We start from the raw sequence: 23109 nt of genomic DNA on the forward strand, positions 1-23109 counted from the left end.
AGCGGGGGCCGGGGCCTCTTCCTGCTGCAGCGAGGCGGGCGCCGGCTCGTGGTGGATCACCGTCTTCACGGCGGCTTCGGCGCGCTGGACCGGCTTGCCGAAGGCGGCCTCGGGTTCCTTGCCCACCTCGGTGTCGGTGGAGAGCTCGAAGCTTGAGAGGGTCGCGGTGCCTTCCTCGTCGACGTGGTCGTCGCGCAGGCGCTGGACATCGTAGTGGGGCGTGTCCATGTCCGGATTGGGCAGCATCACCACACGCACGCCCTGGCGCCGCTCGATCTCGGCCAGCACGGCACGTTTCTCGTTGAGCAGGTAGGTGGCCACCGGCACCGGGAGGATGGCGCGGATCTGGGCGCTGCGCTCCTTCATCGCCTCTTCCTCGATCAGGCGCATGATGGAGAGCGAGATGGAACGCACGTCGCGGATGGTGCCCTGGCCATCGCAGCGCGGGCAGACCACGCCGCTGGTCTCGCCCAGCGACGGGCGCAGGCGCTGGCGGGACATTTCCATCAGGCCGAAGCGCGAGATGCGGCCGATCTGCACGCGGGCGCGGTCGAGCTTGAGGGCGTCGCGCATGCGGTTCTCGACCTCGCGCTGGTTGCGCGCCGGGCTCATGTCGATGAAATCGATCACCACCAGGCCGCCGATGTCGCGCAGGCGCAGCTGGCGGGCGATCTCGTCGGCCGCCTCCAGGTTGGTCTGCAGGGCCGTCTCCTCGATGTCGCTGCCGCGGGTGGCGCGCGCCGAGTTGATGTCGATGGAGACCAGCGCCTCGGTGTGGTCGATGACGATGGAGCCGCCGGAGGGCAGCTTGACCTCGCGCTCGTAGGCGGTCTCGATCTGCGACTCGATCTGGAAGCGCGAGAAGAGCGGGACCTCGTCGACGTAGAGCTTGATCTTCTGCTGGTAGGAGGGCATCACCTGGCGGATGAAGGCCAGGGCCTCCTGGTGGACCTGCTCGCTGTCGATCAGCACCTCGCCAATGTCCTGGCGCAGGTAGTCGCGCATGGCGCGGATGATGACATTGGACTCGCGGTAGATCAGGAAGGGTGCCGGGCGCTTGCCGGCCTCCTCGGTGATCGATTCCCACACCTGCACCAGGTAGTCCAGGTCCCACTGCAGTTCCTCGGGGGAGCGACCGATGCCGGCCGTGCGCACGATCAGGCCCATCTTGTCGGGCACGGTCAGCTGGCTCATGGCCTCCTTGAGCTGGCTGCGCTCCTCGCCCTCGATGCGCCGCGAGATGCCGCCGGCCCGCGGATTGTTGGGCATCAGCACCAGGAAGCGGCCGGCGAGGCTGATGAAGGTGGTCAGGGCGGCGCCCTTGTTGCCGCGCTCTTCCTTGTCCACCTGGACGATGACTTCCTGGCCCTCCTTGAGCACCTCCTTGATGCTGGGGCGGCCCGAGGGCTCTTTCAGGAAGTAGTCGCGCGACACCTCCTTGAGGGGCAGGAAACCGTGACGGTCGGCACCGAAGTCGACGAAGGCGGCTTCCAGGGAGGGCTCCACCCGGGTGATCTTGCCGCGGTAGATGTTGGCTTTCTTCTGTTCCCGGGCACCGGACTCGATGTCCAGGTCGTAGAGGCGTTGTCCATCGACCAGCGCGACGCGCAGCTCTTCGGGCTGGGTCGCATTGATGAGCATCCGTTTCATGTCGTCTCGCAAGTAGGGACGCGCCGGATGGCGGTCAACGACGGAGGCGAACCGCTGGTTGCTGCGTGCTTGTGCTCAGCGCATGTCGCGGATGCGGTAGTGCGCCCGGCCATTCCGGCTCATCCTTGCACGATGGAACCGACACGGCGTGATCATGTTGAGTACGGGGCGGAGGCAGGACATGTCTCGGTGGGATGTCGCCCATCCGGCCCTGCGGTCACCGCCAACACCTGGCATTCATCGATTCGCCAACGCCGGCCTCCGGCACGTTGTTGTACGTATCCCGTGATCTTCGGCCGTGCTGCAGGGAGCGCGACCGAAGCCGGGCGTGGCGTTGTATCGCTTGCTTGTCGGCGGCGGGACCCCGGATTGGCGGGGATCGTCGCGGCCTGATCTTTTCGCTCCGGCCTGCGTGTCTGTCGTGCAGGCGCTCTGACGGGTCGTGACGACCCAGTGAAGCGAGCTGGCAATATAACAGCAAAGGGGGTGGCCAGCAATTGGCGCAGGATGGCCTGCACTGCGGTAGAATGCGCCTTTCGAGCAGGTATCCAGTGGAGTGGCGGCATGGCCGAAGGGCGCGACGTGCAGTGGGTGGAAGTGACCGAGGGCCAGGTCGGCCAGCGGGTCGACAACTTCCTGTTGACGCGCATGAAGGGGGCGCCCAGGGCGCTCATCTACCGCATCGTGCGCAAGGGCGAGGTGCGGGTGAACAAGAAGCGCGTCAAGGCCGACACTCGCCTGGCGCTGGGCGACATGGTGCGCATCCCCCCGCTGCGCCTCACGCCTCGGGAGGCGGTGCGCGAGGTCAGCGACAACCTGCGCAACCTGCTCGCCGGCAGCGTGCTGCTGGAGGGGCGCGACTGGCTGGTGATCAACAAGCCCTCGGGTCTCGCCGTGCATGGCGGCAGCGGGGTGAAGATCGGCCTGATCGAGGCCTTGCGCCAGGTGCGGGAGGACCTCGACTTCCTGGAGCTGGTCCACCGCCTGGACCGCGACACCTCCGGCTGCCTGCTGCTGGCCAAGTCGCGCCCGGCACTGCTGGCGCTCAACGCCTCGCTCAAGGAGCGGCAGATGGACAAGCAGTACCTGGCGCTGGTGGCCGGGCGCTGGCCGGCGCGGCGCGACTTCGTCAGCGCCCGGCTCGACCGCTTCGAGCTTCCCAACGGCGAGCGACGGGTGCGGGTCGAGCAGGGGGGCAAGGTGGCCCGGACGCGCTTCGCGGTGCGCGAGGCCTTCGAGAAGGCCACCCTGGTCGAGGCCGAGCCGGTTACCGGGCGGACCCACCAGATCCGCGTGCATGCCGCCCATGCGGGCCATCCGTTGCTCGGCGACGACAAGTACGGAAGCCGCGAGAGCCAGCGGCTCTCCGCCTCGCTGGGGCTGTCGCGGCTCTTCCTGCATGCCGCGGCGCTGACCTTTCCCGAGCCCAGCAGTGGCCGGCCGGTGAAGATCAAGGCGCCGCTGCCCGCCGAGCTCGAGGCGGTGCTTGACCGCGCCCGCCACGCCCGCTGACACGGAGGCTTCATGCGCTATCGACTGGCCATCTTCGACTGGGATGGCACCCTGATGGACTCCATCGCCCGGATCGTCTCCAGCATGCAGGCAGCATCCCGGGAGGCCGGCTGGGGGGAACTGGAGGCGGAGGCGATCCGCAACATCATCGGCCTGGGGCTGCCCGAGGCCATCGCCACCCTCTGTCCCGGCATCGATGCCGAGCGCGCCGAGCTGCTCCGGGCGCGCTATGCCTACCATTTCGTCGAGGGCGATACCGGCCCCATGCGCTTCTATCCCGGGGTCGAGGCCGGCCTGGCCCGGCTGCGGGGCAGGGCGGACCAGCGCCTGGCCGTGGCCACCGGCAAGAGTCGCCGCGGCCTGGACCGCATCTTCCGCGAGAGCGCCAGTGGCGGCTGGTTCCATGCCAGTCGCACCGCCGACGAGACCCTCTCCAAGCCGCACCCCCGGATGCTCGAGGAGCTCCTCGTCGAGCTCGATGTCGAGGTCGGTGAGGCGGTGATGATCGGCGATACCGAATACGACCTCGAGATGGCCCGGGCGCTGGGCATGGACCGGGTGGCGGTGACCTGGGGCGTGCATGCCCCGGCGCGCCTTGCCACCAGCCGGCCGGTGTTCACCGCCGAGACGGTGCCCGCGCTGTTCGACTGGCTGCACGGCTAGCTAACCAAGGGACGGGACGACCATGAGTGACGACGACAAGCGTGATGATCGCTGGACGAGCGGTCCGGAGCTGACCCCGGAGCAGGCGCGCCGTGAGCGCGAGGCGCCGCGAGGCGATGCCGCGCCGCCGCCTGCCGAGGACGCCGAGACGCTTCGCGAGCGCCAGCGCCTGGCCCAGCTGGAGATGATGGATCGCTGGATCGGCGGGGTGCTGGTGGAGCAGCGGCGCTCCCGGCGCTGGAAGCTGTTCTTCCGATTCTTCTTCCTGCTGCTCATCCTGACGTCGCTCTCGATCTCGCTCTACGGGATCCTGGGCGCGCCGGGGAGCGGGGCGCCTGCCCGGCCGCACCTCGGTGTCGTCGAGATCAAGGGGGTGATCGACAGCGACTCGCCGGCCAGCGCCGAGCGCATCATCGAGGGCCTGGAGCGGGCCTGGCGGGCGGAAGAGGCCGAGGCGGTGGTGCTGCATATCGACAGCCCCGGGGGCAGCCCCGTGCAGTCCCAGCGCATCTTCGAGGCGGTGATGCGGCTGCGCGAGTCCGGTGACAAGCCGGTGCTGGCGGTGATCGAGGACATTGGGGCCAGTGGCGCCTACTACGTGGCCGCGGCGGCCGACGAGATCATCGCCGCACCGGCCAGCCTGGTGGGCTCGATCGGTGTCATCCATGCCGGTTTCGGTTTCGAGGAGGCCATCGGGCGCCTTGGCGTCGAGCGTCGCGTCTTCACGGCCGGCGAGAACAAGGCGTTCCTCGACCCCTTCTCGGACATCGCTCCGGCGCAGCGGGAGTTCTGGCAGGAGGTGCTTTCCACCACCCACCGCCAGTTCATCGATGATGTACGCGAGGGGCGCGGCGACCGGCTGGCCGACGATGAGCGGGTGTTCAGCGGGCTGATCTGGAGCGGCGAGCAGGCCCTGGAGCTGGGGCTGGTGGATGGGCTCGACAGCCTCGACGGCGTGGCCCGCGCCCGGCTTGGCGAGGCGCGGCTGCGCGACTACACGCCGCGTCTCGACCCCCTCGAGCGTATCTCCCGCCAGTTCGGTCGGGTGGCCATGGAGTGGCTGGGCCTGCCGCGGGGTGAGTCGCCGTTGCGCTATCAGCTGCCCTGAAGCGCCGAGCTGAAAGCGCCGAGCGCCAAGCCGGCGGATGGCGATAGCGGCGCCGGGGGTAGGTCGTAGCGGAGGTCATTCTTCAGGGATGAGAATGTAGCGCCCAGGGATGGGTTCACAGCGCCTCCGCGAAGGCCTGCCGCCGGAAAAGCCGCGGTTATTTGGCTTAGACCAGGGGGTCCAGCCCCGCTTCGCGCAGCAGCGCGCAGAGGCGGATCAGCGGCAGGCCGATCAGGGTGTTGGGGTCGTCCCCCTCCAGTCGCTCGAACAGGGCAATGCCGAGCCCCTCCATGCGGAAGCTCCCGGCGCTGTCCAGGGGCTGTTCCCTCTCCACGTAGCGCGCGATCTCCTCCTGGCCGAGCTGGCGGAACACCACGTCATAGGCCTCGTGGCAGACCCGGTGACGACCCCGGCGGGTATCGAGCAGCGCCAGGCCAGTGAGAAAGCGTACCCTTCGGCCCGAGAAGCGGGCCAGCTGGGCCCTCGCCCTGGCCGCGTCACCGGGCTTGCCGAGGATCTCGCCGTCGAAGAGCGCCACCTGGTCGGAGCCGACGATCAGATGCTCAGGCCAACGGTCGGCCAGCCGCTCGGCCTTGGTCAGCGCCAGGCGGTGGACCAGTGCCTCGGGCGCCTCGCCCGGGCGAGGCGTCTCGTCGATGTCGGGGCTCTCCCAGGCATAGGGGATCTCCAGGCGGTCGAGCAGCTGGCGGCGCCAGCGCGAGCCCGAGGCAAGGATCAGACGGGGCATGGACATTCTCCGGATCGGGTCGAGGGAAACAGCAAGTCGGCGGCGCCGGTCATGGCGCCACGCCACCATGGTAACCCGGGGCGATGGCGGCTTTGACAGGGGCAGGGGGAGTGCCTATCATTGCGCGCCTATGTTGACCTCAAGACTCCCCGGCAGGGTCGAGCCCTACAAGCTCGTGGCCCGTGCCGAACACCTGGAAGGCCTGGTGGCGCTCGCCGACATGGCGCGTCTCGCCGAGGAAGTCGGCGCCCAGTCAGGTGATGCCCAGGTATGGCTGGATTTCGCCATCGACCCCCAGGGGCGGCGGGAGATCCGTGGCCACCTCGAGGCCGAGCTGCAGCTGCCGTGCCGGCGCTGCCTCGAGCCCATGGCGCAGCAGGTCGAGAGCGATTTCCGGCTGGGGATGGTCACCAGTGACGCCCTGGCCGCGGAACTGCCGAGCACCCATGAGCCGGTGCTGGTGGAAAACGAACAGCTGAACCTGCTGGCGGTGGTCGAGGATGAGCTCATCCTCAGCCTGCCCCAGGTGGTTTACCACGACGAGGCCGAGTGTCCGGTCTCGCGCGACCAGCTGAACAGCGGGGAGGCGACCGATGAGTCGGCCAGCGCCCCGGCGAGCCCTTTCGATGTGCTGCGGCAGATCAAGGGCAAACCCTGATACACCCTCGTTTCACTCTGGAGTGACAACCCATGGCAGTTCAACAGAACCGCAAGACCCGTTCCAAGCGCGGCATGCGTCGCAGCCACGACGCCCTCACCGCGCCGGCCCTCTCCCAGGACAAGGAGACCGGCACCACCCACCTGCGCCACCACGTGTCCCCGGACGGCTTCTACCGTGGCCGCAAGGTCGTCGACGCCTGACGCGACGCCATCCCGGGTGGTAATGGCTGGCCGTTGACGTGCGGATCGCCATCGATGCGATGGGCGGGGACCTCGGTCCCCGCCCGGCTGTCATGGGCTCCGCCGCGGCCGCCAGTGCCGACCCCGATCTCGAGCTCTGCCTGTTCGGCCCCGCCGGCCTGCTGGAGGACGAGATAGCTCGCCTGCCGCGGCAGCTTGCCGCGGCGGCGTCGCGTCTGCGGGTCGGCGATGCCCCGGCGGTCGTCCAGCAGTCTCAGCGACCCAGCGAGGCGCTGCGTCACGGGGGCGACACCAGCATGGCCCGGATGCTTGACTTTGTCGCCGGCGGGGACGCCGCGGCCGGGGTCAGCGCCGGCAATACCGGGGCGCTGATGGCGCTGGCCCGGCGTGCCCTGGGCACGGTGGCGGGGATTCCACGGCCGGCCATCAGCACCGCCATTCCCACCCGAGACCTGGGTCGCTGCTACCTGCTCGACCTGGGTGCCAACGTGGAGGCCAGTGCCGAGCGGTTGGTCGACTTCGCCCTGATGGGGGAGGTGATGGCGCGCCATGTGGACGGCCTGGAGGCGCCGCGGGTGGCGCTGCTCAACGTCGGCGTCGAGGGCACCAAGGGCACGCGCAGCGTGCGCGAGGCCGACGCCTGGTTGCGCCGGCATCCCGACATCACCTACCTGGGCTATGTGGAGGGTGACGGCATCTTCAGCGGGGCCGCCGATGTGGTGGTCTGCGACGGCTTCGTCGGCAATGCCGTGCTCAAGGCCAGCGAGGGCCTGGCGCGGCTGCTCGTCGAGCGGGTTCAGGCGACCTTCGAGGCCCACTGGAGCAGCCGGCTGGTGGGATTGCTCGCCCGTCCGGCGCTGCGGCGCCTCAAGGGCGAGCTCGATCCCGTGCGCTACAATGGCGCCAGCCTGCTGGGGCTGGCCGGGATCGTGATCAAGAGCCACGGCAGCGCCGATGCCACGGGCTTTCGCTACGCGGTGCAACGGGCGGTGAACGAAGTGAGGCGCGACCTGCCGAGCCGGCTGGCCGCGGAACTGGACCACCGCCGGTCCCCTGTCGAGTCGGCCGACCGCGGCCGAGCCGAGAGCGGATCCAGGCCCATCGGGCCGACCATGCCGGGTGCGCCCGGCATCGACGACAGTCAACAAGCGCAAAGGTGATCGACATGACGCAACCCCTTGCCCTCATCTTTCCCGGGCAGGGCTCCCAGCAGATCGGCATGCTGCGCGAGCTGGCAGAGCGCTACAGCGTGGTGCGCACGACCTTCGAGGAAGCGGCCGACGCCCTGGGCTACGACCTGTGGCAGGTGGTGCAGGAGGGGCCGGCCGAGGCGCTCAATGCCACCGCCTGCACCCAGCCTGCGCTGCTCACCGCCAGCGTGGCGGTGTGGCGGGTCTGGCAGGAGCTCGAGGGGCCGCGCCCGGGGGCCATGGCCGGCCACAGCCTGGGCGAGTACAGTGCCCTGGTGTGTGCCGGGGCGCTGCCCTTTGCTCAGGGCGTGCGCCTGGTGAAGCTGCGCGGCGAGGCGATGCAGGCGGCCGTTCCCGCCGGCGAGGGCGCCATGGCGGCGATTCTCGGCCTCGATGACGAGGCGGTGGAGCAGGCCTGTGCCCGGGCCGCCGACGGCGACGTGGTCGCTGCCGTCAACTACAATGCCCCGAGGCAGGTGGTGATCGCCGGCAGCAAGGCCGCCGTGGAGCGGGCCATCGCCGCCTGCCAGGAGGCCGGTGCCAAGCGCGCGATGCCGCTCCCGGTCTCGGTGCCGTCGCACTGCGAACTGATGCGCCCGGCCGCCGAGCGGCTGGCGGCGGCCATGGAGGAGGTCGAGCTGCGCTCGCCACGCTACACCGTGTTCCAGAACGTCGATGCCCAGGCCCATGCCGACGTGTCGACCCTGCGCACCCGGCTGATCGAGCAGCTCTACCAGCCGGTGCGCTGGACCTCCTGCATCGAGGCGATGACCGCCCGCGGTGCCGAGGTTTTCATCGAGTGCGGTCCGGGCAAGGTGCTCACCGGGCTCAACAAGCGAATCGCCCGAGGCAGCAAGGGGCTGGCGGTCAACGACCCGGACAGCCTCTCCGCGGCTCTCGAACTGGCCAGGGACGCCGTCGGCCAGTCGCCGACGGCCAATGGCTGATCCAACCCCCCGGACGTGGACGGATAGAGACCATGACAACCGAGCGTAGAGTCGCCCTGATCACCGGGGCCAGTCGCGGCATCGGCCGCGCCATCGCCCATGAGCTGGGCCGCCAGGGACGTATCGTGATCGGTACCGCCACCACCGATGCCGGTGCCGAGCGCATCGGCGCCGACCTCACCGAGGCGGGGATCGAGGGGGGTGGCCGCCAGCTGGACGTCACCGACCCGGCCAGCGTCGATGCCCTGGTCAAGGCGGTCACCGAGGAGTTCGGTGCCCCCACCATCCTGGTCAACAATGCCGGCATCACCCGCGACAACCTGCTGATGCGCATGAAGGAAGACGAGTGGGACGCGGTGATGGACACCAACCTCAAGTCGGTCTATCGCGTCAGCAAGGCCTGCCTGCGGGGCATGACCCGGGCGCGCTTCGGCCGCATCGTCTCGATCAGCTCGGTGGTGGCCACCATGGGGAACCTCGGGCAGACCAACTATGCCGCCGCCAAGGCGGGCATGGAGGGCTTTACCCGTGCCCTGGCCCGCGAGGTGGCCTCGCGCGCCATCACCGTCAATGCGGTGGCACCCGGCTTCATCGCCACCGACATGACCCAGTCCCTGCCGGAGGAGCAGCACAAGGCGCTGCTCGGCCAGATCCCGCTGGCGCGGCTCGGCGAGCCCGAGGAGATCGCCGCGGCGGTGGGCTTCCTGACCGGCGACACGGCGGGCTACATCACCGGCGAGACCCTGCATGTCAACGGCGGCATGAACATGCGTTGAAGCCTCCGGGGGGCGGCGGTTGCGCCGACCCGGGGGCGTCTATAAACTACCCCGCAGCTTCCGGCTAGCGGATCTGGATCTTTAACGGCTGGTTTTCCGAACGGCCAATGTGAACGACTGGAGTACGTCATAATGAGCACCATCGAAGAGCGCGTGAAGAAGGTTGTGGCCGAGCGTCTGAACGTCAAGGAAGAAGACATCCAGAACTCCTCTTCCTTCACCGAGGACCTCGGCGCCGATTCCCTGGATACCGTCGAGCTGGTGATGGCGCTCGAAGAGGAGTTCGACACCGAGATTCCCGACGAGGAAGCCGAGAAGATCACGACCGTTCAGGAAGCCATCGACTACGTCAACGCCCACCAGTAAGGTGGCGGTCGATACCGCTTGCTGAGGCGTCCGGGGCCGGTGCCCCGTGGAGAGCCGTCCTGCCATGTCAGGACGGCTCTCGTGCTATGCGCGACAGGAACTTGCCGGGGCCGCACAGGTCGGGGAGACTCGGGTATAATGCGCGCATGACGGCCCCGCCGCGGGGTCGTGTCACCAAGGTTGTCTGGAGGTAAAGCTGATGGCTCGTAGAAGGGTTGTGGTGACCGGGCTCGGTCTGGTCACGCCGGTGGGGAATACCGTGGAGGAGAGCTGGGCCAGCATCCTGGCCGGCAAGAGCGGTGTCGCGCCCATCGAACACTTCGATGTCAGCGCCTTCAACACGCGCTTCGGCGGGTCGGTGAAGGACTTCGACATCAGCCCGTACCTCAATCCCAAGGAGGCCCGCAAGATGGACCTCTTCATCCAGTACGGGATGGCCGCCGGTGCCCAGGCCATCCAGGATGCCGGGATCGAGTGTCATGACGGCAACGCCGATCGCATCGGCGTGGCCATCGGCTCGGGGATCGGTGGCCTGCCGATGATCGAGCACAACCACAATGCCCTGCTCAAGGGCGGGGCGCGGCGGATCTCCCCCTTCTTCGTGCCGGGCTCGATCATCAACATGATCTCCGGCAACCTGGCGATCCAGCACGGCTTCCGTGGCCCCAACATCGCCATCACCACGGCCTGTACCACCGGGACCCACAACATCGGCTACAGTGCCCGCACCATCGCCTACGGCGATGCCGACGTGATGGTCTGCGGGGGCGCCGAGATGGCGACCACGCCCCTGGGCCTGGGGGGCTTCTCGGCGGCGCGGGCGCTCTCCACCCGCAACGACGATCCGGCCGCGGCGAGCCGGCCCTGGGACCGGGACCGTGATGGCTTCGTGCTCTCCGATGGCGCAGGCGTGGTGGTGCTCGAGGAGTACGAGCAGGCCAAGGCCCGCGGGGCCACCATCTATGCCGAGCTCACCGGTTTCGGCATGAGCGATGATGCCTACCACATGACCGCGCCGCCGGAGGATGGACACGGCGCCGCCCGCTCCATGCGCAACGCCATCCGCGATGCCGGCATCGAGGCCTCGGCCGTCCACTACATCAATGCCCACGGCACCTCGACCGCGGCCGGCGACCTCGCCGAGAGCCGTGCCGTCGAGCAGGTGATGGGCGAGGCCGCGAAATCGGTGGCCGTCAGCTCCACCAAGTCGATGATCGGCCACCTGCTGGGCGCCGCCGGTGCCGTGGAGGCCGTGTTCAGCGTGCTGGCCATCCGTGACCAGGTGGCGCCACCGACCATCAACCTGGACAACCCCCAGGAAGGCTGCAACCTCGACTACGTGCCCCACACCGCCCGCGAGATGAAGATCGACGTCAGCCTGTCGAACTCCTTCGGCTTCGGCGGTACCAACGGCACCCTGGTCTTCACCAGGGTGTGAGGCCCGAGGAGCGCCAGGTGGAAGCAGAGGCCGCGCCGGCGGACTGGCCGCTCGACGACCGTGGCGTCGCCTATGGCGATGGCCTCTTCGAGACCGTGCTGGTGCGTGACTGTGTCCCGTGTCTCTGGGAGTCCCACCTGGCGCGCCTGGCGCGTGGCTGTCGGGTGCTGGGCATGCCCATGCCCGCCGAGCACGACCTGGAGCGCCCGCTGGCCCAGGCCGGCCAGGGGCTTGCGGTCCTCAAGCTGATCCTGACCCGGGGCAGCGGGGGGCGCGGCTATGCCCCTCCCGCAGTGCCCGCGCCCCGGCTTCGCTGGCAGCTGTCGCCCTTCGCCCCCGATGCCAACCGCTGGCGGGCGGGCGTGAGGGTTCGCCACTGTCGCCTGCGGCTGGGTCTGCAGCCGGCGCTCGCCGGTCTCAAGCACCTCAACCGCCTGGAGAACGTGCTGGCGCGCTCCGAGTGGTCGGATGCCGAGATCGCCGAGGGGCTGCTCTGCGACGGCGAGGGGCGGCTGGTGGAAGCGACCTGCATGAACCTCTTCTGGCAGCGCGAAGCACGGCTCGAGACCCCGCGCCTGGATCGCTGTGGCGTGGCCGGCACGCTGCGCTCGGTGCTGCTCGAGCGGCTACCCATCGCCGAGGTCGATGCCGCCCCCGGGGTGCTGGCCAGTGCCGAGGCGGTCTGGCTCGGCAACTCGGTGCAGGGGGTCTGGCCGGTGACCCGGCTGGACGGGGCCGGAGGAGGGCTCCTGCGGCGCTGGAGCATCGGCGCGGTGCATCGCCGCCTGCAGGCGGTGGCCCATGCGGCGCTGGGCCATCCGACGCGGCTAGACGACTGAACGAGGACGACCCGCATGGGGCGTGTGCTGAAGATTCTGCTGGTTCTGATCATCCTGGCGGCCCTGGCGGCGTTCGCCGGGCATCGCTATTGGCAGTCACGACTGGAGGCGCCCATCGCCCTCCAGGAACCGGCCATCTACGAGGTGCCCGACGGCGCCGGCTACCACCGCGTGGTGAGGGAACTGGACGAAAGGGGGATCCTCGCCGATGCGTGGGCCTTCCGGCTGCTCGCCCGGCTGGAACCCGAGGCCCTGCCACGCCTGCGCCCGGGAGAGTACCGCCTGGCGCCCGGCATGAGTGGCCGCGAGCTGCTCGACCTGCTGGGCAGCAACGAGGTGGTGACCTACCCGCTGACCGTTCCCGAGGGCTGGACCTTTGCCCAGATGCGCGAACTGCTCGATGCGGCACCGAAGCTTGCGCACCACACCGAGGGCCTCTCCGACGAGCAGGTGATGGCCCGGCTCGACCGCGAGGGGCGTCACCCCGAGGGCTGGTTCTTCCCGGATACCTATCGCTATCACAAGGGGCTCAGCGACCTGGAGATCCTGCGCCAGGCCCTGGATCGCATGGAGGCCACCCTCGACGAGGTATGGGCCGGGCGTGACGACGACCTGCCCCTGGAGAACCCCTACGAGGCGCTGATCATGGCCTCGCTGATCGAGCGCGAGACCGGCGCCCCCGAGGAGCGTCCCGAGATCGCCGGCGTCTTCAAGCGCCGCCTGGAACGGGGCATGCGGCTGCAGACCGATCCCACCGTGATCTACGGCATGGGGGAGCGTTACGAGGGCAACATCACCCGCGCCGACCTGCGCGAGGCCACGCCCTACAACACCTACGTGATCGAGGGCCTGCCGCCCACGCCGATCGCCCTGCCCGGACGGGCCGCGCTGGAAGCCGCCGTGCAGCCGGAGGAGGGCGAGACGCTCTATTTCGTCGCCAAGGGGGACGGCACGCATCACTTCTCGCGTACCCTGCGCGAGCACAACAATGCGGTGAACCGGTATATCCGCAATCGCTGACTATCGAGCCGGAGAGCGTATGCCCGACGAGCGGACAACACCGCGAGGACGCTTCATTACCCTGGAAGGCGGGGAGGGGGTGGGCAAGTCCACCAACCTGGCCCTGGTGGTCGACCATCTGCGGGCCCGCGGCCACGAGGTGGTGGCCACTCGCGAGCCCGGCGGCACGCCGCGGGCCGAGGCGATGCGCCGGCTGCTGCTCGACCCTGACGGCGAAGAGCCCCTGGACCCGGATGCCGAACTGCTGCTGGTGTTCGCCGCCCGCGCCCAGCACCTGGCCAGGGTGATTCGCCCGGCGCTCGAGCGCGGCGCCTGGGTGGTCTGCGACCGTTTCACCGATGCCACCTATGCCTACCAGGGGGGCGGGCGCGGCATCGAGGCGGCGCGCATCGCCGAGCTCGAGGCCTTCGTCCAGCGGGGCCTCACCCCCGACCTGACGCTGCTGTTGGACATGCCCATGGTCGCGGCCCAGCAGCGCCTCGAGGGGCGCCTGAAGGGGCAGGGCGGCGAGCGCGACCGCTTCGAGCGGGAGCGCGGCGCCTTCTTCGAGGCGGTGCGCCAGGCCTACCTCGCCCGTGCCGAGGTGGCGCCTGGCCGCATGGTAGTGATCGATGCCGGGGCCAGCCTGGCCGAGGTCCAGGCCGAACTGCTGGCGCGGCTGGACGAGCGGCTGGAAGCCTGGTCATGAGCGAGGCTGAGGTCCCTCGTCCCTTGCCCTGGCTGCAGGCGCGGTGGCAGGAACTGGTGCGCCTGGCCGATGCCGGGCGTCTGCCCCACGCGCTGCTGATCTCCGGCGCCCATGGCCTCGGCAAGCACTCCCTGGCCGAGGCGCTGGTGGCACGCACCCTCTGTGCCTCGCCGGGAGAGCACGCCTGCGGCCGCTGCCATGCGTGCCACATGCTGGCCTCGGGCTATCACCCGGATCTCCTGCGCGTGGCCCCGGAGGAGGGCAAGCGGCAGATCCGCATCGGCCCGGTCCGCGAGGTCAATGCCTTCGTCGCCCAGACCGCTCAGCAGGGCGGTTACCGGGTGATCGTGATCTCGCCGGCCGAGGCCATGAACGTGGCGGCCTCCAATGCGCTGCTCAAGAGCCTGGAGGAGCCCGGCGGGCGGACGCTGTTCGTGCTGCTTTCGGATATTCCCTCGCGGCTGCTGCCCACCATCCGCTCGCGCTGCCAGCACTGGAGCCTGCCGGTGCCGGCCGAGGCCGACTGCCAGGCGTGGCTGGCCGAGCGCCTGGGCGGCGAGGAGGAGGCCCACTTCTGGTTCCGGGCCGCGGGGGGGCTGCCGCTGCGGGCGCTGGAGCTCGCCGAACCGGAGTCCCGGGCACTGCGCCAGCAGCTGCTGGAGACCTTCGAGGCGCTGGTCAGGGGCGCCGAGCCGGTGGCCGAGGCGGCCCGCCTGGAGCGCCAGTCCATCGACGCCATCCTGTGGTACGGTATCGCCTGGCTCGAGGACCTGATTCGCCTGGGGCTATCCGGCGACACCAGCGAGCTGCGCAACCCCGACCTGCTGGTGCTCTATCGCCAGGCGGTCAAGAATGCCCGGGTACGTGACTGGTTCCGCCTGCTGGACTATGCCCGCGAGCAGCGTCGCCTCCTGGCCGAGGGGGGCAACCCCAACCCCCAGCTGGCCCTCGAGGCCTGGCTGGTCCGCTGGTCCACGCTGCTGCGCTCCTGACCTTTAGTGCCCTTGACCGAGGAGGCTCCATGGCCGCACAGAAAGCGCTCTCCCTGACGATCCAGGACGTCCCGACCCTGCTCTCGGCCTACATGCCGGTGCTGGAGCGCGGCGGCATCTTCGTGCCCACCCGCGAGCGCTACGAGCTGGGCCAGGAGGTCTTCCTGCTGCTCATGCTCCCGGGGGATGCCGAGCGGGTCCCGGTCACCGGCCAGGTGGTCTGGGTCTCGCCCGAGGGGGTGGCCGGGCGCCGGGTCCCGGGCATCGGCATCCACTTCAGCGCCGAGGACCAGGCCGTGCGGGATCGCATCGAGACCCTGCTGGCCGGCCATCTCGACAAGGGCGCCCCGACCTATACGCTCTGAGCGCGCCGAGCCTCCCTTGCCCATCCTCTACATCGGTTGCTATCTGAATGTTTGTCGATTCCCACTGCCATCTCGACCGTCTCGACCCCCGCACCCACGGCGGCGACCTGGCCGCCGCCCTCGATGCCGCCCGCGCCCGGGACGTGCGCCAGTTCCTGGCCATCGCCGTGACCCTCGAGGACCTGCCGGTCCTGGCCGAGCTTGCCCGGGCCCATGACGACGTGGTGATCTCCGCCGGCATCCATCCGCTGCACAGCGTCGCCGAGGAGCCGAGTGTCGCGGCGATCAAGGAGGCGGCCGAGCGCGTCGGTGCCGTGGCCATCGGCGAGTGCGGCCTGGACTACCACTACCTCGACAGGACGCCCGACAGGGTGCCCTCCCGGGAGGTGCAGCGCGAGCGGTTCCGCCGCCAGCTGGTCGCCGCCCGTGAACTCGAGCTGCCGGTGATCATCCACACCCGTGATGCGCGCGACGATACCCTGGCGCTGATCCGCGAACATACCGACCCGGCGGTGGGCGGCGTGCTGCACTGCTTCACCGAGGACCTGGACATGGCCCGCGAGGCGGTGCGGCACGGCTTCTATATCTCGCTGTCCGGCATCGTGACCTTCCGCAATGCCGAGTCGCTGCGCGAGCTGGCTCGCCAGCTGCCGCTGGACCGGCTGCTGATCGAGACCGACAGCCCCTACCTGGCCCCGGTGCCGCATCGTGGCAAGCCCAACGAGCCGGCCTGGGTGGTCGAGGTCGCCGAATGCATCGCCGGCGAGCGAGGCATCAGCCTCGAGGAGGTCGCCGCCCAGACCACCGCCAACTTCTACCGGCTGTTCCGCGCCGCGGCGCCCGAGGCGCCTGTCGAGGTACGCGAGGCGCTGCGCTCCGCCGGGCTGGTCTAGGCTATCGCCATCACCCTTTCATCCGTGGCCCGGGGGAGGGCGCACCATGCAACTCGATCCGCTGCTGGCCCAGATCGATCCCGAGGGCGAGATCCCGCCCGTGGATCGCTGGCATCCCGAACACCTCGGCGAGATGGACCTGACCATCGCCGCCGACGGTCGCTGGATCCATGAGGGCACGCCCATCGCCCGCCCGCGCCTGGTGCGCCTGCTTTCGACCATCCTGCGCCGCGAGCCCGACGGCGACTACGTGCTGGTGACGCCGGCCGAGCGGCAGCGAATCCGGGTCGAGGACCGCCCCTTCCTGGTGGTGGATGCCGAGCGTGACGAAGAAGGTCGGTGGTGGCTGACCACCAACGTCGGCGACCGCCTGGCGCTCGGCGAGGCGCATCGGCTGGTGCTCAGCGAGACCCCGACCGGCGAGACGGTGCCGGAGGTCGCGGTGCGCTTCGGGCTCGACGCACGGCTGGGTCGCAACGTCTACTACCGCCTGGTGGAGCAGGCCGAGACCCGGGAACTCGGCGGGGGCCTCCTCGAACTGGGCCTGACCAGCCGTGGCACCTGGCAGCCCCTGGGGCGGCTCGACGCGGGCGCGGGCCCCGCCGGCGAGGTGCCATGACGCTGATCCGCCAGCTGACCCCCGAGCAGCGCGCCGTGGTCGCCCATGAGCGGGGACACGCCCGGGTCGCGGCGGTGGCCGGTGCCGGCAAGACCACGACCATGGTTGCCCGGGTGCTGCACCTGCTCGCGCAGGGGGTGCCCCCCGCGCGGATCCTGGTGCTGATGTTCAACCGTTCGGCCCGGGAAGACTTTCAGGCCCGCCTGGCCGAGATGGCGCCGGACGGCCAGGCGCTGCCCGACGTGCGTACCTTCCACTCCCTCGGCCACCGGCTGACCGCGAGCCTGACCCGCTGGGGGGCTCTGGCGCCGCGTCAGCTGCTCACCGCCGACTGGCAGCTCGAGCGGCTGCTGCGCCAGGCGACGCTTTCCGCGCTGGGCGAGGCCCCCGAGGCGCGCGAGACGGCCCTGGAGGCCGAGCGCCTCGAGGCGCTGGCCCACTTCTGCGGACTGGTGAAGGCCGAGATGGCCTCGCCGGCCGAACTCCATCGCCAGCTCGACTTCGGCGAGGAGACGGGACACTTCGTGGCCGCCTTCGAGCATGCCGAGCGGCTGCTGGCCGACCAGGGGCTGATGACCTTCGCCGACCTGCTCTACCGTCCCCTGCTGGCGCTGGAGGCCGATGCCGGCCTGCGCGGCCGGGTCCAGGGGTTTCTCGACCACGTGGTCATCGACGAGTACCAGGACATCAACACCGCCCAGCAGCGGCTGCTGGCGCTGCTCGCCGGACGCGATGCCGAGGTCATGGCGGTGGGCGATGCCAACCAGTGCATCTACGAGTGGCGGGGCGCCCACCCCGACACCATGCTGGAGAACTTCACCGCCACCTTCGGGGCGGCCCGCGACTACCCGCTCTCGACCACCTTCCGCCATGGCCATGCGCTGGCCCTCACCGCCAACCACGCCATTGCCGCCAACCGGCGGCGTCCCGACCAGCTCTGCCTGGCCGCGCCGGGCAATCCCGCCACCGGCCTGGCCGTGGGGCAGGGCAGCCAGGGGCTGTTGGCCGAGCTCGACGGGTGGCGCCGCGGGGGACGCGGGCTGGACGAGGCCTGCCTGCTGGTGCGCAGCTGGGCGCTGTCGGTGCCGCTGCAGCTGGCGCTGCTCCGCGAGGGCATCCCCTTTCGCCTGGCCCGGGAGGATCGCTTTGTCTTCCGCCTGCCGCTGGTCGAGGCCCTGGCCGGCTACCTGCGTCTCGCCGTCGAGCCCCGCCGGCTCCAGGACCCGGGACACCTGGCGATGCTGCTGGCTCAGCCCACCCCCTTCGTGGCCCGGGAGCGGCTCCTTGCCCTGGCCAACCGGCTGGCCGAGACCCAGCGCTGGCCGGAGCGTCACGATCCGCTGCTCGATGGGCTCAGGCCCCACCAGCGACGCACCCTCAAGAAGCGTTGGGCACTGCTCTGCGAGCTGCCCCGTCGATCGGCCTGGCCGCCGGCGCGTCTGCTCGAGCACGTGGTGTCCGAGGTCGACGCCGAGAAGGTGCTCAAGCGCGCCGCCGCCCGGCGCGACAAGGGCGAGGAGGACGTGCGCCTGCTCGACGTGCTGGTCGAGCAGGCCGGCGAGTTGGGCAACGACACCGAGGCCTTCATCGAGTTGCTCTCCCGGCCGGTGGAAAACCGCGACGACGGGGTGCTGATCAGCACCGTGCATGGTGCCAAGGGCCTGGAGTGGCCGCTGGTGCTGGTGGCCGGGGTCAACGAGGAGGACTTTCCCCACTACACCCGCGACAATCCCCTGACGCCGGGGCGCCTGGAGGAGGAGCGCAGGCTCTTCTACGTGGCCATCACCCGGGCGCGGGAACGCCTGGTGCTGCTCCACGACGGCGGTGACCACCGCCCCAGTCGCTTCATCGCCGAGTCAGCCTGGGAGGACGGCCAGCGCGTCGCGCGACGGCTGGAAGGCACCCAGGCGGAAGAGGCCCAGGGCCCGCTGCCGGTGTCCGAGCCCGACCTGGTGCGGCGCTACCTGGCCTCGCTGGGCCACTCGCTGCCGCTGGTGTCGGCGAGTCCGGGCGCGAAGGCCGAGGCGCCGTCAGCCAGTTTCCATGTCGGCCAGGCCCTGCGCCATGCGGTGTTCGGCGAGGGCCGGATCAGCGTGGTGGAAGGCGACCCGGACAACCCGGTGATCGAGGTACAGTTCCACAATGCCGGGCGGCGTCGCCTGATCGCCCGCCGGGCCCCCATCGAACTGCTGGAGGGAGTCACCCCATGACCACCCCGCTGATCACGGCCACCGCGCTGGCCGAGGCCCTCGAGGGCGCCACCCCGCCCCGGGTGCTGGACTGTCGTGCCCGCCTGGGCGAGCCCGATGCGGGCCGCCGGCTGTGGTGGGAGGCCCACCTGCCGGGCAGCCACCATATCGACCTGGACCGTGACCTGGCCGGCCCGCCAGGGGAGGGCGGCCGGCATCCGCTGCCCACGCGCGCGGCCTTCACCGCGGTGGTCCAGCGCCTGGGGATCAGGCCGGGACAGCCGGTGGTGGTCTATGACGACATGGGCGGCCAGCTCGCCGCGGCGCGGGCCTGGTGGATGCTCGCCTGCTGGGCGGGGCATCCCGACGTGCGGGTGCTCGACGGAGGCCTCAGGGCCTGGCTGGCGGCGGGAGGCGAGCTGCTCGAGGATGGCGACCCCGAGGCCATGCCGGCGGGCTCCGGCTGGCAGCCGGCGTACCGCGACGAGAATCACGTCTCGTCCGGAGAGCTGCTGGCGGGTCCTGCGACACTCGTCGATGCCCGCGCCAGGGAGCGCTTCCGGGGCGAGGCGGAACCCATCGACCCGGTGGCGGGCCACATCCCCGGGGCCGTTTGCCGACCCAGTGCCGACAACCTCACCGCCGACGGCCACTTCAAGCCCGCCGGGGCACTGGCCAGCGAGCTGCCCGAGGGCGAGTCGCCGATTGCCTACTGCGGCTCCGGCGTCACTGCCTGCCACACCATCCTTGCCTATGCGATCGCCGGCCGGCCCCTGCCGAGGCTCTATCCCGGCTCCTGGAGCGAGTGGATCCGCGACCCCGCCCGGCCTATCGCCACCGGCGACTGAACCGGCTGCGTCGGCTCAGTCAGCCATCTGCGGTCGGGGGCGAGTCCCGCAGAACGAGAAAAACCCACCGGGGGTCGCACTATCCCGGTGGGTTTTCCATTGTTGCCAAGCAGCATGATGCGATCATCTGCTTGGCGCTTGGCGCTTGGCGCTTGGCGCTATCGACTTACATATTCGGATAGTTGGGCCCGCCGCCGCCCTCCGGCGCCACCCAGGTGATGTTCTGGGCAGGGTCCTTGATGTCGCAGGTCTTGCAGTGGATGCAGTTCTGGAAGTTGATCTGGAACTTGGGGTTACCGGCGTCGTCCTCGATCACCTCATAGACCCCTACCGGGCAGTAGCGCTGGGCCGGTTCGGCGTACTTGGGCAGGTTGTCACGGATCGGCAACTCGGGGTCGGCCAGCTTCAGGTGGCAGGGCTGGTCCTCCTCGTGGTTGGTGTTCGACAGGAACACCGAGGAGGGCTTGTCGAAGGAGAGCTTGCCGTCCGGCTTCGGGTAGGCGATCTTCTCGCACTCCTCGGCGGGCTTGAGCGTCGCATGGTCCGGCGTGGTGTCGTGGACGCCGGGCAACCTGCCGCCGAGCAGCTGGTCGGCGAAGTTGTAGGCGCCGCCCAGGAAGGTGCCGTACTTGTGGATCGCCGGGCCGAAGCTGGCGCTCTCCTTGAGCTCGGCATGGGCCCAGCTGGCCTCCCACTTCTCGGTGAAGGCGGTCAGCTCCTGGCCGCCCTCGTCGCCCGAGGCGATCGCCTCGAAGACGCTCTCCGCGGCCACCAGGCCGGACTTCATGGCGGTGTGCAGGCCCTTGATCTTGGCGAAGTTGAGCGTGCCGGCATCGCAGCCGATCAGCAGCCCCCCGGGGAAGGTCATCTTCGGCAGGCAGTTCAAGCCGCCCTTGGCGATCGCCCGGGCCCCGTAGGCGACGCGCTTGCCGCCCTCGAGATGTTTCGCCAGCACCGGATGGTGCTTCATGCGCTGGAACTCGTCGAAGGGCGACAGCCAGGGGTTCTGGTAGGAGAGGTCCATGATCAGGCCGACCACCACCTGCTGGTTCTCGGCGTGGTAGAGGAACCAGCCGCCGTGGGTGTGCCTGTCCAGCGGCCAGCCGGAGCCGTGCAGCACCAGACCGGGCTCATGCTGCTCGGCGGGGATGTCCCACAGCTCCTTCAGGCCGATGCCGTAGTGCTGCGGGTCCTTGCCCGCGTCGAGCTCGAAGCGCTCGATCAGCCGCTTGCCCAGGTGGCCGCGGGCCCCCTCGGCGAACAGGGTGTACTTGGCGCGCAGTTCCATGCCCGGCATATGGCCCTCCTTGGGCGCCCCGTCGGCACCCACCCCCATATCGCCCACCAGGATCCCCTTGACGACCCCCTCCTCGATGATCACCTCCTGGGCCGCGAAGCCGGGGAAGATCTCCACGCCCAGCGACTCGGCCTGCTCGGCCAGCCAGCGGCACAGGTTGCCGGCGCTGATCACGTAGCGGGTCATGTCGCCGCCGGTGTTGTGCATGGAGGGCGGCACCAGGGCATTGGGCAGCTTCTGGCCCTTCTCGGCATCCTTGAGCAGGTAGACCTCGTCGCGGGTCGCCGGCGTGGTCAGCGGGGCACCACGCTCCTCCCAGTCGGGGAAGAGCTCAGCCAGGGCGCGGGGTTCGAAGACCGCCCCGGAGAGGATATGGGCGCCCACCTCGGAGCCCTTCTCCACCACGCACACCGTGAGCTCCTGGCCGGCCTCGCCCGCCTGCTGCATCAGGCGGGCCGCCGCCGAGAGGCCCGAGGGGCCGGCGCCGACGATCACCACATCGAAATCCATGGAATCGCGTTCGACTTGTTCTTCCACCTGCTCTCTCCTCGCTGTCCCGGGGACGCGGTCACTGGATGCGACCAACGTCGAAAAGATTTAAAACGGTCGTTTGCTTCTAGCCATGACCCATGATAGGCATAATAGCGGCAAAGGGTCACCCCCTGCGATGGTGCAGTGCGTCATGGCCCGGCATGCGCCCCGGATACCCGGGGATTGTTGATCAGGTTGCGGCTATGGCACATTGAGAGAGTTTTATGGTGCTGAGCCTATCAAACGCTTGCATGAAACGCATAAGGGTATGCCAGCCGGTTTCCAAGGAGGCAGGTCTCCTCCCGCATCGAGCCGGGAACAGGGTCCGCTTCGCCAACCATCAGGTTCCCAGTGTGAACCAAGCGAGGACACTATGAAGGTACTCGTCGCGGTCAAACGCGTCATCGACTACAACGTCAAGATCCGGGTCAAGCCGGACAACAGCGACGTCGACCTCACCAACGTCAAGATGGCCATGAACCCCTTCTGCGAGATCGCCGTGGAAGAGGCGGTGCGCCTGAAGGAGCGCGGGGTGGCCACCGAGATCGTCGCCGTCACCGTCGGCCCCAAGGCCGCCCAGGAGCAGCTGCGCACCGCGCTGGCGCTGGGCGCCGACCGTGCCATCCACGTCGAGACCGACGAGCGCGTCGAGTCCCTGGGCGCGGCCAAGGCGCTGGCCAGGCTGGTCGAGGAGGAGCAGCCCGGCCTGGTGATACTGGGCAAGCAGGCCATCGACACCGACAACAACCAGACCGGCCAGATGCTCGCCGCACTGACCGGCCTGCCTCAGGGCACCTTCGCCTCCGAAATTACTGTCGAGGGCGAGAAGCTGCAGGTGACCCGCGAGATCGACGGCGGCCTGCAGACCGTGGAGCTTTCGCTGCCCGCCATCGTGACGACGGATCTGCGCCTCAACGAGCCGCGTTACGCCAAGCTGCCCGACATCATGAAGGCCAAGAAGAAGCCGATGGACGTCAAGAGCCCGGCGGATCTCGGCATCGAGGTGGCCTCGAAGGTCAAGCTGCTCAAGGTCGAGCCGCCGGCCGAGCGCCAGGGCGGCGTCAAGGTGGGCTCGGTGGACGAGCTGGTCGACAAACTGAAGAACGAGGCGAAGGTGATTTCATGAGCATTCTGGTTCTGGCCGAACATCACGACGGCGCCCTGGCCGGCGCCACCGCCCATGTGGTGGCCGCCGCACAGCAGATCGGCGGCGATATCGACGTGCTGGTGGCGGGCGAGGGCGTCTCCGCCATCGCCGAGGCCGCGGCGAAACTCGATGGCGTCAGCCGGGTGCGCGTGGCCGACAATGCCGCCTACGCCCACCTGCTCGCCGAGCCCACCGCGGCGCTGATCGCGGAACTCGCCGGCGACTACAGCCACGTGCTGGCCTGTGCCTCCACCACCGGCAAGAACGTGCTGCCGCGCCTCGCCGCCCTGCGCGACGTGGCGCAGATCTCCGAGATCATCGCCGTCGAGTCCGCCGATACCTTCAAGCGGCCGATCTACGCCGGCAACGCCATCGCCACCGTGCAGAGCGAGGATGCGCTGAAGGTGATCACCGTGCGCGCC

General features: G+C 69.7%; 23 protein-coding genes and 1 pseudogene. 21 read left to right on the forward strand and 3 right to left on the reverse strand.

The genetic code is table 11. The annotated features are described in order from the left end of the window. Nucleotides 1-1650, reverse strand: a 1650-nt coding sequence (gene rne / locus SCI24_RS14230; protein WP_318726004.1) for a ribonuclease E, incomplete at its 3' end; no start/stop codon positions are given. 564 nt (nucleotides 1651-2214) lie between these two features. On the opposite strand from rne, the gene SCI24_RS14235 reads away from it, so the two are divergent. Genes SCI24_RS14235 through SCI24_RS14245 form a run of 3 tightly spaced genes read left to right on the forward strand, consistent with a single transcriptional unit; the run spans nucleotide 2215 to nucleotide 4933 of the window. Next, nucleotides 2215-3162: an RluA family pseudouridine synthase gene (locus SCI24_RS14235; protein WP_318726005.1), complete on the forward strand. Its 948-nt coding sequence runs from the start codon at nucleotides 2215-2217 to the stop codon at nucleotides 3160-3162. A gap of 12 nt (nucleotides 3163-3174) precedes the next feature. Further along, complete coding sequence (locus SCI24_RS14240) at nucleotides 3175-3825, forward strand: HAD-IA family hydrolase (protein ID WP_318726006.1); 651 nt, start codon at nucleotides 3175-3177, stop codon at nucleotides 3823-3825. 22 nt (nucleotides 3826-3847) lie between these two features. After that, nucleotides 3848-4933, forward strand: coding sequence for a S49 family peptidase (locus SCI24_RS14245; RefSeq protein WP_318726007.1), 1086 nt, complete (start codon nucleotides 3848-3850; stop codon nucleotides 4931-4933). Nucleotides 4934-5099: 166 nt separating this feature from the next. Here the strand turns inward: SCI24_RS14245 and SCI24_RS14250 are convergent, their stop codons facing one another. After that, complete coding sequence (locus tag SCI24_RS14250; RefSeq protein WP_318726008.1) at nucleotides 5100-5681, reverse strand: nucleoside triphosphate pyrophosphatase; 582 nt, start codon at nucleotides 5679-5681, stop codon at nucleotides 5100-5102. A gap of 130 nt (nucleotides 5682-5811) precedes the next feature. Here SCI24_RS14250 and SCI24_RS14255 point away from each other — a divergent pair, with 130 nt between their 5' ends. The 16 genes from SCI24_RS14255 (at nucleotide 5812) to SCI24_RS14330 (ending at nucleotide 19712) form a co-directional block, all read left to right on the forward strand. Further along, entirely contained in the window at nucleotides 5812-6339 is a 528-nt protein-coding gene (locus tag SCI24_RS14255; RefSeq protein ID WP_318726009.1) for a YceD family protein, read from the forward strand. Nucleotides 6340-6371: 32 nt separating this feature from the next. Beyond that, on the forward strand, nucleotides 6372-6542 hold the full coding sequence (gene rpmF, locus SCI24_RS14260; protein WP_106229211.1) for a 50S ribosomal protein L32: 171 nt from the start codon (nucleotides 6372-6374) through the stop codon (nucleotides 6540-6542). A gap of 38 nt (nucleotides 6543-6580) precedes the next feature. Continuing rightward, the gene (plsX, locus tag SCI24_RS14265; RefSeq protein ID WP_318726010.1) at nucleotides 6581-7702 is read left to right on the forward strand and encodes a phosphate acyltransferase PlsX; all 1122 of its coding nucleotides are present in this window, start codon (nucleotides 6581-6583) and stop codon (nucleotides 7700-7702) included. Between the two features lie 5 nt (nucleotides 7703-7707). Beyond that, on the forward strand, nucleotides 7708-8679 hold the full coding sequence (gene fabD / locus SCI24_RS14270) for an ACP S-malonyltransferase (RefSeq protein WP_318726011.1): 972 nt from the start codon (nucleotides 7708-7710) through the stop codon (nucleotides 8677-8679). A 32-nt stretch (nucleotides 8680-8711) separates the two neighbouring features. After that, nucleotides 8712-9455: a 3-oxoacyl-ACP reductase FabG gene (gene fabG, locus SCI24_RS14275; protein WP_318726012.1), complete on the forward strand. Its 744-nt coding sequence runs from the start codon at nucleotides 8712-8714 to the stop codon at nucleotides 9453-9455. 132 nt (nucleotides 9456-9587) lie between these two features. Beyond that, nucleotides 9588-9821 carry an acyl carrier protein gene (gene acpP / locus SCI24_RS14280; RefSeq protein ID WP_008956801.1) on the forward strand — a complete coding sequence of 78 codons (234 nt, stop codon included), beginning with the start codon at nucleotides 9588-9590 and terminating at the stop codon, nucleotides 9819-9821. 199 nt (nucleotides 9822-10020) lie between these two features. Further along, on the forward strand, nucleotides 10021-11259 hold the full coding sequence (gene fabF, locus SCI24_RS14285; RefSeq protein WP_318726013.1) for a beta-ketoacyl-ACP synthase II: 1239 nt from the start codon (nucleotides 10021-10023) through the stop codon (nucleotides 11257-11259). Between the two features lie 17 nt (nucleotides 11260-11276). After that, nucleotides 11277-12098: an aminodeoxychorismate lyase gene (pabC, locus tag SCI24_RS14290; protein ID WP_318726014.1), complete on the forward strand. Its 822-nt coding sequence runs from the start codon at nucleotides 11277-11279 to the stop codon at nucleotides 12096-12098. Between the two features lie 15 nt (nucleotides 12099-12113). Continuing rightward, nucleotides 12114-13118: an endolytic transglycosylase MltG gene (gene mltG, locus SCI24_RS14295; RefSeq protein WP_318726015.1), complete on the forward strand. Its 1005-nt coding sequence runs from the start codon at nucleotides 12114-12116 to the stop codon at nucleotides 13116-13118. 19 nt (nucleotides 13119-13137) lie between these two features. Then, a complete protein-coding gene (gene tmk / locus SCI24_RS14300) occupies nucleotides 13138-13806 on the forward strand; it encodes a dTMP kinase (RefSeq protein ID WP_318726016.1) in 669 nt (222 codons plus the stop codon). Continuing rightward, a complete protein-coding gene (locus SCI24_RS14305; protein WP_318726017.1) occupies nucleotides 13803-14798 on the forward strand; it encodes a DNA polymerase III subunit delta' in 996 nt (331 codons plus the stop codon). The genes tmk and SCI24_RS14305 overlap by 4 nt, the downstream gene beginning before the upstream one ends. A gap of 29 nt (nucleotides 14799-14827) precedes the next feature. Further along, a complete protein-coding gene (locus SCI24_RS14310; RefSeq protein WP_106229220.1) occupies nucleotides 14828-15163 on the forward strand; it encodes a PilZ domain-containing protein in 336 nt (111 codons plus the stop codon). 47 nt (nucleotides 15164-15210) lie between these two features. After that, nucleotides 15211-16056 carry a TatD family hydrolase gene (locus SCI24_RS14315; protein WP_318726018.1) on the forward strand — a complete coding sequence of 282 codons (846 nt, stop codon included), beginning with the start codon at nucleotides 15211-15213 and terminating at the stop codon, nucleotides 16054-16056. A gap of 46 nt (nucleotides 16057-16102) precedes the next feature. After that, nucleotides 16103-16675, forward strand: a complete 573-nt coding sequence (locus SCI24_RS14320) for a DUF1285 domain-containing protein (RefSeq protein ID WP_318726019.1) — start codon at nucleotides 16103-16105, stop codon at nucleotides 16673-16675. Then, on the forward strand, nucleotides 16672-18885 hold the full coding sequence (locus SCI24_RS14325; protein WP_318726020.1) for an ATP-dependent helicase: 2214 nt from the start codon (nucleotides 16672-16674) through the stop codon (nucleotides 18883-18885). The genes SCI24_RS14320 and SCI24_RS14325 overlap by 4 nt, the downstream gene beginning before the upstream one ends. Continuing rightward, entirely contained in the window at nucleotides 18882-19712 is an 831-nt protein-coding gene (locus SCI24_RS14330) for a sulfurtransferase (RefSeq protein WP_318726021.1), read from the forward strand. Before SCI24_RS14325 ends, SCI24_RS14330 begins: the two co-directional genes overlap by 4 nt. 166 nt (nucleotides 19713-19878) lie before the next feature. On the opposite strand, the gene SCI24_RS14335 is transcribed toward SCI24_RS14330, so the two are convergent. Continuing rightward, nucleotides 19879-21519, reverse strand: coding sequence for an electron transfer flavoprotein-ubiquinone oxidoreductase (locus SCI24_RS14335; protein WP_318726023.1), 1641 nt, complete (start codon nucleotides 21517-21519; stop codon nucleotides 19879-19881). Between the two features lie 394 nt (nucleotides 21520-21913). Here SCI24_RS14335 and SCI24_RS14340 point away from each other — a divergent pair, with 394 nt between their 5' ends. Together SCI24_RS14340 and SCI24_RS14345 are read left to right on the forward strand one after the other, a co-directional pair. After that, nucleotides 21914-22666, forward strand: a complete 753-nt coding sequence (locus SCI24_RS14340; RefSeq protein WP_318726022.1) for an electron transfer flavoprotein subunit beta/FixA family protein — start codon at nucleotides 21914-21916, stop codon at nucleotides 22664-22666. After that, nucleotides 22663-23109: pseudogene (locus SCI24_RS14345) on the forward strand (electron transfer flavoprotein subunit alpha/FixB family protein); the annotation flags it as partial. The gene SCI24_RS14340 and the pseudogene SCI24_RS14345, both read left to right, overlap by 4 nt.

Source organism: Halomonas sp. (assembly GCF_033549285.1).
Classification (GTDB): domain Bacteria; phylum Pseudomonadota; class Gammaproteobacteria; order Pseudomonadales; family Halomonadaceae; genus Halomonas.